The following is a 13,255-nucleotide window of genomic DNA, read 5'->3' as shown; positions in this document are numbered from 1 at the left end:
TCAAAGCCCTTTGACGGCGTAAATTCCCGGGGCGTTGCGCCAGTAGCCTTTGTAGTCCATGCCATAACCAAAGACATAACGGTCTTCGCATTGCAGACCAACGTAGTCGGGCACGATGTCCGGGCGGGCTTTACGGTCGTGTTGTTTGTCGACCAGAACGGCGATCTTGATCTCGGCGACACCGGCTTCGCGGCAGTGATCGACAATGGCGCCGAGGGTGGCACCTTCGTCATAGATGTCGTCCACGATCAGGATGGTACGGCCTTCCAGCGACTGCTGCGGCAGCATGCGCCACTCCAGGTCGGCGCCGGAAGTCTTGTCGCGGTAGCGGGTGGCGTGCAGATAGCTGATCTCCAGCGGGAAACCCAGCTTGGTGACCAGCTTGCCGGTCAGCACCAGGCCGCCGTTCATCACACTGAATACGATAGGGTTGGTCTGTTCCAGATCACGGGAGATGTCGGTAGCCATAGTATCGATGGCTTTTTCGACCTGGGTTTCACTGAACAGACAATCGGCCTGTTCGCGCACTTCACGAATCTCGGCGGGAATGGCGGTCATAGCGGCCTCGGTTTGCTGGATAAGTGGTCAGGAAAAAAAGGGTTGCGAACTTTAGCGGCTCTGATGCAGCCGCGCAAGCCTGTGACCGACTGCGCCAGCGTCGTCCTCGCTGGCCGGGCTCTCTGTTAGTATACCGCGCTCAGTGAAGGAGAGAACGCATGCGCATTGCACTTATCTGGGCTATGTCTGAGAACCACGTCATAGGCCGTGACAATAAACTGCCCTGGTACCTGCCCAACGACCTGAAATACTTCAAGCAGATCACCTCTGGCAAACCCGTCATCATGGGTCGCAAGACCTACGACAGCATCGGCCGACCGCTGCCCAATCGCACCAACATCATCATCACCCGCGATAGCGGGTTCAGCGCCGCAGGCTGTCAGGTGGTGCATTCGCTGGATGAGGCGCTGGAACTGGCTGATGCGCAACTGGCGGTGAATGGTGGCGAAGAAGTCATCGTGATGGGCGGAGCCCAGATTTACGCCGAAGCATTGCCGCGCGCCGATCGGCTTTATGTCACCCTGGTGCATGCCCAGGTCGCGGGTGATGCGCTCTTTCCTGCCATCGATTTTGACGCCTGGCAGGAACAGTCGCGTGAAGACTTTGCAGCCGAAGGTCCCAACCCTTACGACTACTCCTTTGTCATCTATGATCGGCCGGCGTTGAACTGACTAAGCGACTTTTCAAGGGACTTTCTAAGCGACTTTGAACTGACTAAAAAGCGTCTAAACTGATCGCACCTGTGGTCAACCGGCAGCGCCGGTAAGGAGCATAACGATGGCTCTGGATTCCCAACCCATCGCCTGGTTTGAAATTCCGGTGGCGGATATGGAGCGTGCGCAACGCTTCTACGAAGGCGTGCTGGAGACCTCCATGGAAAAGCTGGATCTGGGCGAGAATTTCAAGATGACCTTGTTCCCGGCGTCGGATCACCGTGCCGGCGCCTTGATGCAGGCACACGGCTATACGCCTTCCTATCAGGGCGCCATGGTCTATCTGGCTGTGGATGACATCGCCGCCACCCTGGATCGCGTCGAGCAATATGGCGGTCAGGTTATCAACGCCAAGATGAGTATTGGCGAGCGGGGTTTTGTCGGTCATTTCGAAGACAGCGAAGGCAATCGAGTCGGTTTGCACAGCCACTGACACAACAACCCAGCAAACAACCCGGCGCCAGGCCGGGTTGTGTCAGAGGTAACTCAGCTATAACAACGCAACCGCTGTCTTACTTGGGCTGTTCCACCAGCCGCAGATAAGGCTTCAAGGTGCGATAGCCCTGAGGGTACTTCTTCTGTGCCTCTTCATCCGACACCGCCGGTGGAATAATCACATCCTCGCCATGCTTCCAGTTAACCGGTGTCGCGACCTGATGGCTGGAAGTCAGCTGGATCGAATCCAGAGCGCGCAGAATTTCATCGAAGTTACGGCCGGTGGTCATAGGATAAGTCATGGTCAGTTTGATCTTCTTATCCGGGCCGATCACAAAGACCGAACGCACGGTGGCGTTGTTGGCCGGGGTGCGACCTTCCGCATCACCGTCTTCGTCAGCTGGCAGCATGTCGTACAGCTTGGCAACGTTCAGATCGGTATCGCCAATCATCGGATACTTGGGGTAGTGACCCTGAGTTTCTTCGATGTCCTTGGCCCACTTTTCATGGTTATCGACCGCATCGACACTCAAGCCGATGATCTTGGTATTACGCTTGTCGAACTCCGGCTGCAGGCCGGCCATATAGCCCAGTTCGGTGGTGCACACCGGGGTGAAGTCTTTGGGATGGGAAAACAGAATGGCCCAGCTGTCGCCGATCCAATCGTGGAAATCGATAACACCCTGAGTCGTTTGGGCTGTGAAGTTGGGAGCCGTATCGTTAATGCGCAATGACATAAGTCGTTCCTCCTTAACCAAAGATGTAACCGGGCAGGACAACGAAGATTGCCGGTTACCTCCTAGGTCGAGCTGTCATCGCAAATTTCAAGGCAGCTGGCTCCGCGCTGCTAAACCGTTCTGTTCTAATCTTATGCTAGTTCGGAAGACAGTGATGGAAGACTACTGAACCAGAGTGTTCAGCTTCAGCAGTTCGTTCAGATTGGGTGTGTCGCCCGCATCGACCTCGGTTGTCAGGTGCATTAATTCCGCACCGGAAAACAACGCCTTCAGCCCGGTATCGAGGCAATGTTGTTTAAGCCGCGATGGCGGCAGCTGATGAGCCAGGGCAAGCAACTGTTGCGACATCAGCATAAACTGTCCCAGCTGGTTGGGTGTTTTGAACGTCGGTACCAAGGCTTGATGAGCGTCAATGGTTGAAGCCACAACCTCGACCGATTCGGGTTCAGAAAACTCGAAGACAAACAACGAATCAATGTACTGATCAACTATAGATTCACTGGCCACAATCAACATCCCTTTAGCGTATTTATCGTTGATAAAAAACGGCGCATAAAAATCTCACTGTAGTGCAAATAACGAGTTATGCCGATTTTATTAGCAGACATAAAAATTTTTTGTTTAGCAAACGAATTGATATCGACCTTCATTCGTAACGTTATAACAGCGTACGGTATCGAATCTGTCCGCTTCTGCTGCTTTTTGTAACTTAAATTAAGCAGCAGCAACGGCAATAGACGTTTTAAAAATGAGCTGTCTAAGCCAGATTTTATCGGCATTCAGGCCAGTGTTGGTCTGGATTCTTTTCGTTAATTAGAAAATTTGAATATTGGCCCGGGCCGAATTTAACAGCTGTAAAAATTATTCTTGTCCTGCAGCAGGATGGGCGCATTACTGTCCGCCTCCAGCTTGCATAAGCGCTATGTCGGTCTACGTTCAATAACAGAACCGGTACCAGCCGACTTAGGAAAATCTTCCATGCAATTAGGTTTTGGCCCACTAAAGAAGGGCAGAGTTTTTTTTGCTCTTGGTGTTTTGGTGTTAGTGGCTGCAAGTACAGCCCTAGGGCGTATTTTGCCAACCAATATTCTGCCGGCAATGACGGCTTTGTCAGTGTTGGCCTGGGTCGGTGTGGCAAAAAAATGGTCAACTAAAACAGTTAATCAGAGTATCAGTCGGAAAAATTCTCCGGCGCAGCAAAGTAATGCCCGAGAACCGGACTACTTTGATGCCGCCTTGCGTTGGTTAAACGACCAACTCATAGAGCATAAAAGTGTCATGGATGGTTTGAACGAGCGCCAGAACAAGTCGGTCGATAACCTGGTTGGCGCCTTTAAGGAAATTCACCAATTACTTGATCAACAAAATGCATTAATTAATCAGATTCTCGAATTCCACGAAGATAAAAATTCTGACTCACTGCACACCAGCATGCAGGATTTTGCGCTGCGCACTTCCGAGACCATGGATAACTTCGTTACCACCACAGTAAATAACAGTACTGAAATGATGGAATTGGTGGAACTGGTGGCCAGCATCGAAGAAAAGATGCCATCGGTGGTGAAGGCATTGGAAGACATTGATGGTATTTCCGATCAGACCAACCTGTTGGCGCTCAACGCTGCCATTGAGGCAGCGCGTGCTGGAGAACACGGCCGTGGCTTTGCCGTGGTGGCCGATGAGGTTCGCGCCCTGTCTACCCGCTCCGCTGAATTCAGTGGTCATATTCGTAATCAGGTTATCTCGGTACGCAAAGATATTCGCACCTTGCACGAACGCATTGGTGTGACGGCATCGAGCGATATGAACTTCATTTTGAACTCCAAATCGGATGTTGAAAATGCCATTCAGCGACTGGTAAGAAAGGCCGACTCAGACGAAAAAGCCACCGTCGATATCCAAACCGTAGCGAGCAAGTTATCGCAGGCCTCCAACGATGCGGTACGTGGCTTGCAGTTTGGCGACATCAGCTATCAGACCATTGAACACCAGATGAAATTAATGCAGGCCATCCAGCAGCAGATCATTACCATCAAACGGCCAATGACTGAAGCGGACTATCAACGCCTGATCAACTGTCACGCTGATATTCAGCTGTCCCCCGTGGAACACCAACCCGAGGGTTCGGGTGATGTTGAACTATTTTAAGGAGCAGTGATGAGTACCGAAAAAGCAGTAATCAGCATCCCAGAACAATTTAACTTCGGCTATCACAGTCGTTTTACGGCTGACTATAAACCGCTGTTAAAAGACTCGTCGGTCAGTGTTATTACTTTGGATTTTTCACGTGTCGTTTATCTGGATAGCTCAGCCGTCGGTATGGTCAATATGCTTTATAGAAAAGCCAACGCCGAGAACAAAAAACTGGTAATCCGTGGCGCCAAAGGCACCGCCAGAGATTTGATCGTGTTATCGAATCTGCAAAAGCTGATTCCTCTTGAATAGGTAGTTCCGTTCGATGATTCAGCAAACTGAAAGGTTATTGATTGTGGATGATCAACCATCAGCCAATGAAGCCATCAGGTCAGCCGTCGAGCGGTTGGGTTTGCCTATGCATCAGGTATACAGCCACGCCGAAGCCATGACCTGTATCAGCGAAGGCTATTACGATTTCATCATTCTCGATCAGGTACTCGGTGATGGCGATGGTTTGGATGTATTGCGGGCTTTGCGTCGGCAGCGGCATGAACATAAACCTTTTGTATTGATCATCAGCGCCAAGGACAGCGAAGAATTTATCGAAAGTTGTTTTCAGATCGGTGCAGACGACTACCTGAATAAGCCCATCCGGCCGACGCTGCTGCGATTGAAAGTGAAGGCGTTTCTGGAGAAGCGCCGATTGCGCCGGACTTTTCAGCGCAACAACCAATCGTTACAGCGGTTACTGGTGCAGATGGAAGACGAAACGCGGATGGCGCGGTTTATTTATGATCACCTGCGCGATCGTTATCACGAAGAGAATGAAGGCTTGCACTGGCACATTCAGCCGCACTCCCAGTTCTCCGGAGACATGGTATTGAGTTGTTCCGGTGCCAATGGACATCTGTACGGCATGGTCGCCGATGCAACCGGGCACGGACTGGCAGCGGCGCTGACCATGCTGCCTGTTCTGGGGGTGTTCCACACCATGGTTAAGAAAGGTTTTCCGTTGGTGATGATCATCCGGGAAATGGACCGCAAGGTGTTTGAAGAATCGCCGGACGACCGCTTCGTTGCCGCCGTCATGTTCGAATACGATCCGGACTTGCGTGAACTGGAAATCTGGAACGGTGGAATGCCCCCGGCTTACTGGGTCAAGGACGGCATCCAGCAGGAATTTATATCAACCGATTTACCCCTGGGTTTGGGTGGCGAAGCGCACTTCGATGGCCAGACCTCTGTGTTGAAATCGACGCAAGATGGTTTTTTTATAGCCGTCAGCGATGGCCTGATTGAACAGCGTGATCTGAACGACAACTTTCTCGCCGTCGGTGCCATTCATGAACGTCTGCAACAGGCCAGTGCCAGTAGCGCCATTCCCGGTTGCCTGGAAGTGTTCAGAAACCATCTGGATCAGCCTACCCCGGACGATGATGTCAGCCTGATGGTGTTCAGTCCGAGTCAGTTTAGGCGTCCCGATACCCCGGTACAGATCGACACCCGTTTATTGCAAGGCAATGCTTTGTGGCGATACCGGTTATGTGGCCTGGCTTTGGTCGTTGAAGCCTTTTTGGCCGCCGCGGATGAAGTACTCAAACGCTGGGTCGTTTCGCTGACGTTGCAACAACGCGCCTTCACGGTGTTAACAGAATTAATTACCAACGCCATTGATCATGGCTGTTTAGGGTTGGATTCAAATCTAAAAACCGATCCCGACGGCTTTGCACATTATTTCGAAAAACGCGAACAACGCCTGGCTTATTTAAGCGATGCCGATTGGGTGGAAGTTCGTATGAATTTAACCAGTGGCAGTTTGATTATTGAAGTTGAAGACAGCGGTCCCGGTTACCTGCGTGACAACTCCACACTATTGAATCTTGAAGCTGTTGCTGGTCGTGGACTCGCACTGTGTCGACAGCTTGCAACGGAGATGGTTGTTACCCCACCGGGCAACATGGCCATGGTTTCTCTATCACTCAAAGGAAGCAAAACGGATGAGCAAGCACTTTCTTATAGTTGATGACTCCTCCTCCATTCGACAGATGGTTGAGCACACGTTGAAAACGGCGGGCTATCAGGTCACGACGGCAGAAGACGGTCAGGACGCATTGAATAAATGTCAGTCCGCCAAGTACGACTGTGTGCTGACGGATCAGAACATGCCACGCATGGACGGTTTGACGTTGATCAAATCATTACGCGCCCAGGCCAATTACAAAACCACGCCGATTTTGGTGCTGACCACTGAAGCCGGAGACGACATGAAAGCCCAGGGGCGCAGTGCCGGCGCAACCGGCTGGATGGTCAAACCGTTCGACCCGCAGCGCTTGCTGGAAGTCGCTGCCAAAGTTCTTCCATAACAGGACATAAGGTTATGAGTCTGGACCTGAGTCAATTTCATCAAGTGTTCTTCGAGGAAAGTCAGGAACATCTGGATACCCTCGAAAATGGTCTGATGAGTCTGGATATCGACGCACCGGATATGGAGCTGCTCAACAGCATCTTCCGCGCGGCACATTCCATCAAGGGCAGCAGCGGTGTGTTCGGATTTTCTGCGCTCGGCCAGATAACCCACGTTCTGGAAAACCAGTTGGACGACTGGCGCAAAGAAGTATGCCGACCAGTGACTGACCATATTGACCAGATGTTGATTGTGGTCGATGACTTGCGTGCGCTGCTGGCCAGCTACCAGGCTGATGAGATCATTGATGAAGGCTGGGTGAAGCAACGTATTCAGGAGATGGAAGCTGTTTTCAAAGGTGGTTCATCGGCTTCAGCAGAAGCGGTAACCGAGGATGTCGGTTTTGGCTTTTTTGACGACGTTGATGACAGCACGGTTGAAGACGATCCCGGTTTCGGCTTTTTCGAAGAGTCAGAAGAGACTGCATACAGCAAGGATGAAAACCAGAATGAAGGTTACGGGTTTTTCGAGGACGCAGCACCCGTCGCCAGCAATGAACCAATAGAAGATAAAGGTTATGGCTTCTTTGAAGAGCCGGAAAAAGCGCCCGCCGCCAAACCGTCAGAATCGGTTAAACCCTTGGATGAAGTGAAAGCAAAATCGGCGGTACCAGCGGCAGGTGCAACCGCATCCAATCAATCGATTCGAGTCAACGTCGATAAGGTCGACAGTCTGATCAACCTGGTCGGTGAGTTGGTTATTACTCAGTCCATGTTGGCGATGATGGGCAAAGACTTTGCCGCTATTCGGCAGGAAAAACTGGAAGCGGTGGTTGAAGAGCTGCAACGCAATACCCGGGAAATTCAGGAATCGGTGATGTCGATCCGTATGTTGCCGGTGTCTTTTGTCTTTAACCGTTTTCCGCGTGTAGTGCGTGACATCGCCACCAAGCTGGGCAAAAAAGTCGAACTGGTGATTGAAGGTGGTGACACTGAAATTGATAAAAGTCTGGTCGAAAAACTGTCCGATCCACTGACACATTTAGTTCGCAACAGCATTGACCACGGCATCGAAACGCCCGAGAAACGCAAAGAATTGGGCAAAGCAGAAACCGGCACCGTACGACTCAGCGCATCGCAGCAAGGCGGCAATATCGTCCTGAGCATTATGGATGACGGCGGCGGTTTGAGTCGTGAGCGCATCCTTTCAAAAGCGCGCGAACGCGGCATGTCGGTTGACGACAACATGCCAGATCATCTGGTGTGGCAGTTGATATTCGAAGCCGGTTTTTCCACGGCCGAACAAGTGACCGATGTCTCCGGCCGTGGTGTCGGCATGGATGTGGTGAAGAAAAATCTGACCAGCCTGGGTGGCCGCATCGACATCGAATCGGTGCAGGGATTTGGTACCACCTTGAAGCTGTTGCTGCCTCTGACTCTGGCTATTCTCGACGGCATGGCCGTCGCCGTTGGCGACGAAACCTACATCATTCCGTTGGCCAGTATTGTCGAATCCATTCAGCCATCGAAGCACGAAATCAAAACCCTCAGTGGTGATGAATTACTCGATGTGCGGGGCCATTACTGGCCGATCATCCGGCTGCATAAAGCCATGCAGGTCGATACCGACTGCCAGAAACTTGATCAGGGTATCGTCGTTTTGGTGGAGTCCGGCAAACAGCGTTTCGGCATTCTGGCGGACCGCTTGATTGGTCAGCAGCAAGTGGTGATCAAAAGTCTGGAACAGCATTTCAAACGCATCAAAGGCGTATCGGGAGCCACCATCATGGGTGATGGTCATATCGCCCTGATTCTGGATCTGGCATCCCTGGCCAAAGGCATGAAAGAAATCCCCGCGATGGAGGCGGCGTCATGACTGCACAAACCGACAGCGAAGTTCGTTATGAATACCTGACCTTTGCGCTGGGTGACGAGGTCTATGGCATGGACATCATGCAGGTAAAGGAGATTCGCGGTTACGAAGCGGTAACCCGTATCGCCAATGCGCCTGCCTTTATTAAGGGAGTGATTAATCTGCGTGGCGAAGTAGTGCCGATTGTCGACCTGCGCATCAAATTCCTCAACATCAAACCGGAGTATGACGAGTTCACCATTGTCATTGTTGTGCAGGTGCACGATCGCCTGGTCGGCATGGTGGTTGATGGAGTGTCCGATGTGATTGGTTTGACGCGCGATGAAATAAAACCGTCGCCGGATTTTGGCGTGGCATTCGACAGTCGCTTTTTGTCGGGGCTCGCCACTCAGGAAAATCAGATGATCATTCTGGTCAATATAGAAGCCTTGATCAGCAGTAACGAACTGGGGCTGATCGATGAAGAAGCTGTGGCTGTTAAAGAAGCTGGCAAAACCAGTGACTCATAAAGATTCGTGCTGCGGTGCTTTGAGAATGCTGGACGCTGGAGGTCCAAACCATGAATAAACTGATACCGTCTTTCAGTACGCGACAGTTGTTGACCACAGTGATACCGCTGATCTTGTTGGTGATCATCGGCTTTGCGCTGGTTGGTTCGGTATCCGGGTTCAGTGCCCGGATGGAAGCGGCGGCCTTTCGCAATGACCTGATTTCGAGTGGTGCATCACTTGATACTCTGGCAGAAAAGCGGATCAATAATATTTTAAAGGCGCAACTCTATCGTCGCGATCAGGTTCCTTTTAGTGTTTCCGAGCTACGGAAAGATCTGAACGAATTGGAGCTCGAGATCAATGACCGTATGGCGCATTTGGTTGTCGATGCCCAAGAACTCAATGTGTTAATTCCCGCTTCGTTACCCGGACTGGTTGAGCGCTTTGTGGAGGATACCAGTGCGGCAGTTGGCCGCCAGCTGAGTGTTGCTGAGCTGGAAGAGTTGGAAGCCGCCTTTGTTCAGATTGACCAACAGCTAACTGCGTTAGTCGAGCAGCAGGAAGATGTTATGACTGGGGCGAACCTGATTCGCCAGGTAACCATTCAGCTGATTATCGCGGGTGTCATTATGTTGCTCGCGCTGATGTTTTCAATCTGGGGGTTCCGCAATTTGCGCAATAACCTGGGTACCGAGCCGGACCAGTTGCGCGGCATAATGCAGGCTATTCAAAGTGGGTATAAAGACATTGATATCCCGGACAAAGTTAAATCTGGCAGTGTCTTAGAGTCGGTTGTAGCGATGCACCGAACTTTGCGTGAAAGTCTGGCCAACGCAGTGTCCGATGCGCGCATCCGTAAAGCCATGGATGTCACCAGCACCAATGTCATGATTGCAGATGTCGACCGCAATGTGGTTTACGTCAACGAAGCGGTGTCGGAAATGATGCACCGGGTTGAAGCCGATCTGCGTAAAGAATTACCGCAGTTTTCGGCCGATAACATTGTTGGTGGCAACATCGATCGCTTTCATAAAAACCCGCAGCATCAGATCAGTATGCTGGACCGTCTGACCGATACCTACATCACCGAGATTCAGGTGGGTAAGTTAACCTTTGAGCTGCAGGCCACACCGATCTTTGATCCTGAGACTAACCAGCGGCTGGGTACTATTGTCGAATGGAAGGATCGTACTGAGCAGGCCTGGACTGAGCGCGAAGTTACTCGCATCGTGGAAGGCGCAGCCAATGGTGATTTCAGTTTGTCGATGGATGTCGAGGGGCGTAGCGGTTTCTTCCGCACCTTGGGCGAAGCCATTAATGAATTGGTCACTGTCGCTAATGACGCCCTGACGACCGTCAACGGTGCCTTAGAGAAGATGGCCGAAGGCAACCTGACTACTCGTATTACCACCGAATTTGGCGGCAGCTTTGGCGATCTGCGCAACTACTGCAACAAGACCGCAGAAAACCTCGATTCCATGCTGATTCAGATCAGTGAGGCAGTGGCGACCATTCAAACCGCTTCGGCGGAAATTGCTCAGGGTAACAGCGACCTGAGTAATCGCACTGAACAGCAGGCGTCGAATCTGGAAGAGACGGCGTCGAGCATGGAGCAACTCAGTTCCACCGTGCGCTCGAATTCCGACAACGCCCAGCAGGCCAATCGTCTGGCCGAACAGGCCTCAGAAGTGGCGAATCAGGGCGGCGATCTGATCGGTCAGGTGGTGACCATGATGGAAGCCATTAACGCCTCAGCGCAGAAAATTTCCGAGATCATTGGCGTGATCGATGGCATCGCTTTCCAGACCAATATTCTGGCCTTGAATGCGGCCGTCGAAGCAGCGCGTGCCGGCGAACAGGGACGGGGCTTTGCGGTCGTGGCATCGGAAGTTCGCTCGCTGGCGCAACGTTCGGCGAATGCCGCGAAAGATATTAAGGCGTTGATTTCGGACTCTGTCGAGAAGATCGAAGACGGCAACGTTCTGGTGAATCGCTCTGGTGAGACGATGGACGAAATCGTCAAGTCGATCAAACGTGTCAACGACATCATGGGCGAAATTGCCGCCGCATCGGCCGAGCAAAGCAGCGGTATTTCCGAAGTCAGTACGGCGGTGAGTCAGATGGATGAAATGACTCAGCAAAACGCCGCCCTGGTAGAGGAAACCGCAGCGGCGTCGGAAAACCTTCAGGCGCAGGCCGATACCCTGGTCCGAAACCTGTCCCAGTTTGAGCTGAGTCGAAAAATGCAGGCCCGGGTTGCCCCCAGAACCGAAGAACGTGAATCGAAGGCGACGAATATTGCCCCCATTCGTTCGACCTCGGCAAAGCGTTCACCGGTCAGTAAGCCGGCAGGATCGGTGGTTCCGCTGCCGGAAAGCGACGACGATGACTGGGAGTCTTTTTAAACCATCATGACGGTCGACAAGGAATGGGAATTTAACTACGACGAAGCGGATTTCGAGGCCATTCGCAAACGGATTTTTCAGGCGGCCGGCATCAAATTAGGCGATAGCAAACGTCAGATGGTGTACAGCCGTATCGTGCGCCGTCTGCGCTTGCTGAATCTGAACAGCTTCCACCAGTACCTGAGTTTTTTGGATCAACATCCCGATGAAATTGAGCTGTTCATCAATGCCTTGACGACGAATCTGACGTCTTTTTTTCGCGAGCCGCATCACTTTCAGGCGCTGGCGGGCATGCTGACGGAGCGCCATCGTCAAGGCAAGCCGATCCGCATCTGGTGCGCCGCTGCCAGTACCGGAGAGGAGCCTTATTCCATCGCCATGACAGCCTGCCAGACGTTTAAAAGTCTGACTCCGCCGGTACAGATTCTGGCAACTGATATCGACAGCCAGGTATTAGCAACGGCGCGCCTTGGAACCTATGCCGAGAACCGGGTTAAGGACCTGGATATCGGCCTGAAAAAATCCTATTTACTGAAGGGCAAAGGCGAGCGTCAGGGACTGGTGAAGGTGCGCCCGGAACTGAGTCGGCTGATTCGTTTCGAACGGCTGAATCTGCTCGATAGCAACTGGCGTGTGGAAGCGGATTTAGATGTGATTTTCTGTCGCAATGTGATGATTTATTTCGATAAACCCACGCAACTTAAACTGCTCGATCGCATGGTGCCCTTGTTGGCCAAAGACGGTTACTACGTGGCCGGACATTCAGAAACCATTGACCGTGAATATCGTGCTCTGCGTTTGGTCGGGAAGACCATTTATCAGCGGCAAGCCTAGGAGGCCGAGTGAGTTACGACGACGGACAAAGCTATAGCGGTCAGTCCCAACCGCACCACAATGTTGAGCTGGCCCCCAATCGTTATTATGACCGCTACTTTCAACGCGAAGCGGTCAAAATTCTGCCCGGTGAATATTATGTTGCGCAGCCGGGCAAGTTGATTGTTACCGTCCTCGGTTCCTGCGTCGCAGCCTGTATTCGCGATACTCAGCTGGGTATTGCGGGCATGAATCATTTTCTGCTTCCGGCGGATGAAACCTCTGAATCTTTAACGTCCTACAAGTCCGCGCGTTATGGTGCTTATGCGATGGAGTTGGTGATCAATGAGCTGATCAAAATGGGTGCCAGCCGCAAGCATCTGGAAGCTAAAGTCTTTGGTGGTGGCAATGTGCTGGCAGCTATTACCAGTCAGAGCGTGGGGCAGAAAAATTCCGATTTTGTATTGAAGTATTTAGCGGATGAAAACATCCCGGTTAAGGCCCAGGATTTACTCTCGCCATTTCCGCGTAAGGTGTATTTCTTTACCGAGTCGGGTCAGGTGTTGGTGAAAAAACTGAAACAGATGCATAACGACACCATCCTTAAACGAGAGGATCAGTATCTGCATCGTCTTAACGATGAGCGACCAGAAGGTGACATTGAGCTGTTTGATATCTGATCGGTTTTTTT

14 protein-coding genes are annotated in these 13,255 nt (G+C 51.8%); 11 read left to right on the top strand and 3 right to left on the bottom strand.

Features of this window, described 5'->3' with window-relative positions:
- Positions 1-558 carry a hypoxanthine-guanine phosphoribosyltransferase gene (locus ABMA60_RS00830; protein WP_392797438.1) on the bottom strand — a complete coding sequence of 186 codons (558 nt, stop codon included), beginning with the start codon at positions 556-558 and terminating at the stop codon, positions 1-3.
- Between the two features lie 158 nt (positions 559-716).
- Between ABMA60_RS00830 and ABMA60_RS00825 the strand changes: the two genes are divergently transcribed.
- Positions 717-1,229, top strand: coding sequence for a dihydrofolate reductase (locus ABMA60_RS00825; RefSeq protein ID WP_392797437.1), 513 nt, complete (start codon positions 717-719; stop codon positions 1,227-1,229).
- Positions 1,230-1,335: 106 nt separating this feature from the next.
- Complete coding sequence (locus ABMA60_RS00820) at positions 1,336-1,704, top strand: VOC family protein (protein WP_392797435.1); 369 nt, start codon at positions 1,336-1,338, stop codon at positions 1,702-1,704.
- Positions 1,705-1,783: 79 nt separating this feature from the next.
- Here the strand turns inward: ABMA60_RS00820 and ABMA60_RS00815 are convergent, their stop codons facing one another.
- Together ABMA60_RS00815 and ABMA60_RS00810 are read right to left on the bottom strand one after the other, a co-directional pair.
- Positions 1,784-2,443: a peroxiredoxin gene (locus tag ABMA60_RS00815; RefSeq protein ID WP_392797433.1), complete on the bottom strand. Its 660-nt coding sequence runs from the start codon at positions 2,441-2,443 to the stop codon at positions 1,784-1,786.
- A gap of 162 nt (positions 2,444-2,605) precedes the next feature.
- Positions 2,606-2,950, bottom strand: a complete 345-nt coding sequence (locus ABMA60_RS00810) for a hypothetical protein (protein ID WP_392797431.1) — start codon at positions 2,948-2,950, stop codon at positions 2,606-2,608.
- A gap of 375 nt (positions 2,951-3,325) precedes the next feature.
- Between ABMA60_RS00810 and ABMA60_RS00805 the strand changes: the two genes are divergently transcribed.
- Genes ABMA60_RS00805 through cheD form a run of 9 tightly spaced genes read left to right on the top strand, consistent with a single transcriptional unit; the run spans position 3,326 to position 13,244 of the window.
- A complete protein-coding gene (locus tag ABMA60_RS00805) occupies positions 3,326-4,591 on the top strand; it encodes a methyl-accepting chemotaxis protein (protein ID WP_392797429.1) in 1,266 nt (421 codons plus the stop codon).
- A gap of 9 nt (positions 4,592-4,600) precedes the next feature.
- Positions 4,601-4,888 (top strand): STAS domain-containing protein, encoded by a 288-nt coding sequence (locus ABMA60_RS00800; RefSeq protein WP_392797428.1) that lies wholly within the window; start codon positions 4,601-4,603, stop codon positions 4,886-4,888.
- Between the two features lie 13 nt (positions 4,889-4,901).
- Positions 4,902-6,602, top strand: coding sequence for a SpoIIE family protein phosphatase (locus tag ABMA60_RS00795; RefSeq protein ID WP_392797426.1), 1,701 nt, complete (start codon positions 4,902-4,904; stop codon positions 6,600-6,602).
- Positions 6,577-6,942: a response regulator gene (locus tag ABMA60_RS00790; RefSeq protein WP_392797425.1), complete on the top strand. Its 366-nt coding sequence runs from the start codon at positions 6,577-6,579 to the stop codon at positions 6,940-6,942. The genes ABMA60_RS00795 and ABMA60_RS00790 overlap by 26 nt, the downstream gene beginning before the upstream one ends.
- Before the next feature lie 14 nt (positions 6,943-6,956).
- The gene (locus tag ABMA60_RS00785) at positions 6,957-8,858 is read left to right on the top strand and encodes a chemotaxis protein CheA (protein ID WP_392797424.1); all 1,902 of its coding nucleotides are present in this window, start codon (positions 6,957-6,959) and stop codon (positions 8,856-8,858) included.
- On the top strand, positions 8,855-9,364 hold the full coding sequence (locus ABMA60_RS00780; RefSeq protein WP_392797422.1) for a chemotaxis protein CheW: 510 nt from the start codon (positions 8,855-8,857) through the stop codon (positions 9,362-9,364). The genes ABMA60_RS00785 and ABMA60_RS00780 overlap by 4 nt, the downstream gene beginning before the upstream one ends.
- Positions 9,365-9,414: 50 nt before the next feature.
- Positions 9,415-11,751 carry a methyl-accepting chemotaxis protein gene (locus ABMA60_RS00775; protein ID WP_392797420.1) on the top strand — a complete coding sequence of 779 codons (2,337 nt, stop codon included), beginning with the start codon at positions 9,415-9,417 and terminating at the stop codon, positions 11,749-11,751.
- 6 nt (positions 11,752-11,757) lie between these two features.
- A complete protein-coding gene (locus tag ABMA60_RS00770) occupies positions 11,758-12,585 on the top strand; it encodes a CheR family methyltransferase (RefSeq protein WP_392797418.1) in 828 nt (275 codons plus the stop codon).
- An 8-nt stretch (positions 12,586-12,593) separates the two neighbouring features.
- Entirely contained in the window at positions 12,594-13,244 is a 651-nt protein-coding gene (gene cheD, locus ABMA60_RS00765; RefSeq protein WP_392797416.1) for a chemoreceptor glutamine deamidase CheD, read from the top strand.
- Positions 13,245-13,255: the final 11 nt, after the last annotated feature.

The organism is Saccharospirillum sp. HFRX-2, from assembly GCF_043196805.1.
Classification (GTDB): domain Bacteria; phylum Pseudomonadota; class Gammaproteobacteria; order Pseudomonadales; family Natronospirillaceae; genus Saccharospirillum.
Note: the sequence above shows the minus strand (reverse complement) of the source record. Positions and strands in the feature narration are given on the sequence as shown.

Excerpts from the sequence above, each read along its gene's own strand:
- ABMA60_RS00830 (WP_392797438.1), bottom strand. The coding sequence starts at position 558 with ATGACCGCCATTCCCGCCGAGATTCGTGAAGTGCGCGAACAGGCCGAT.
- ABMA60_RS00825 (WP_392797437.1), top strand. The coding sequence starts at position 717 with ATGCGCATTGCACTTATCTGGGCTATGTCTGAGAACCACGTCATAGGC.
- ABMA60_RS00820 (WP_392797435.1), top strand. The coding sequence starts at position 1,336 with ATGGCTCTGGATTCCCAACCCATCGCCTGGTTTGAAATTCCGGTGGCG.
- ABMA60_RS00815 (WP_392797433.1), bottom strand. The coding sequence starts at position 2,443 with ATGTCATTGCGCATTAACGATACGGCTCCCAACTTCACAGCCCAAACG.
- ABMA60_RS00805 (WP_392797429.1), top strand. The coding sequence starts at position 3,326 with ATGGGCGCATTACTGTCCGCCTCCAGCTTGCATAAGCGCTATGTCGGT.
- ABMA60_RS00800 (WP_392797428.1), top strand. The coding sequence starts at position 4,601 with ATGAGTACCGAAAAAGCAGTAATCAGCATCCCAGAACAATTTAACTTC.
- ABMA60_RS00795 (WP_392797426.1), top strand. The coding sequence starts at position 4,902 with ATGATTCAGCAAACTGAAAGGTTATTGATTGTGGATGATCAACCATCA.
- ABMA60_RS00790 (WP_392797425.1), top strand. The coding sequence starts at position 6,577 with ATGAGCAAGCACTTTCTTATAGTTGATGACTCCTCCTCCATTCGACAG.
- ABMA60_RS00785 (WP_392797424.1), top strand. The coding sequence starts at position 6,957 with ATGAGTCTGGACCTGAGTCAATTTCATCAAGTGTTCTTCGAGGAAAGT.
- ABMA60_RS00780 (WP_392797422.1), top strand. The coding sequence starts at position 8,855 with ATGACTGCACAAACCGACAGCGAAGTTCGTTATGAATACCTGACCTTT.
- ABMA60_RS00775 (WP_392797420.1), top strand. The coding sequence starts at position 9,415 with ATGAATAAACTGATACCGTCTTTCAGTACGCGACAGTTGTTGACCACA.
- ABMA60_RS00770 (WP_392797418.1), top strand. The coding sequence starts at position 11,758 with ATGACGGTCGACAAGGAATGGGAATTTAACTACGACGAAGCGGATTTC.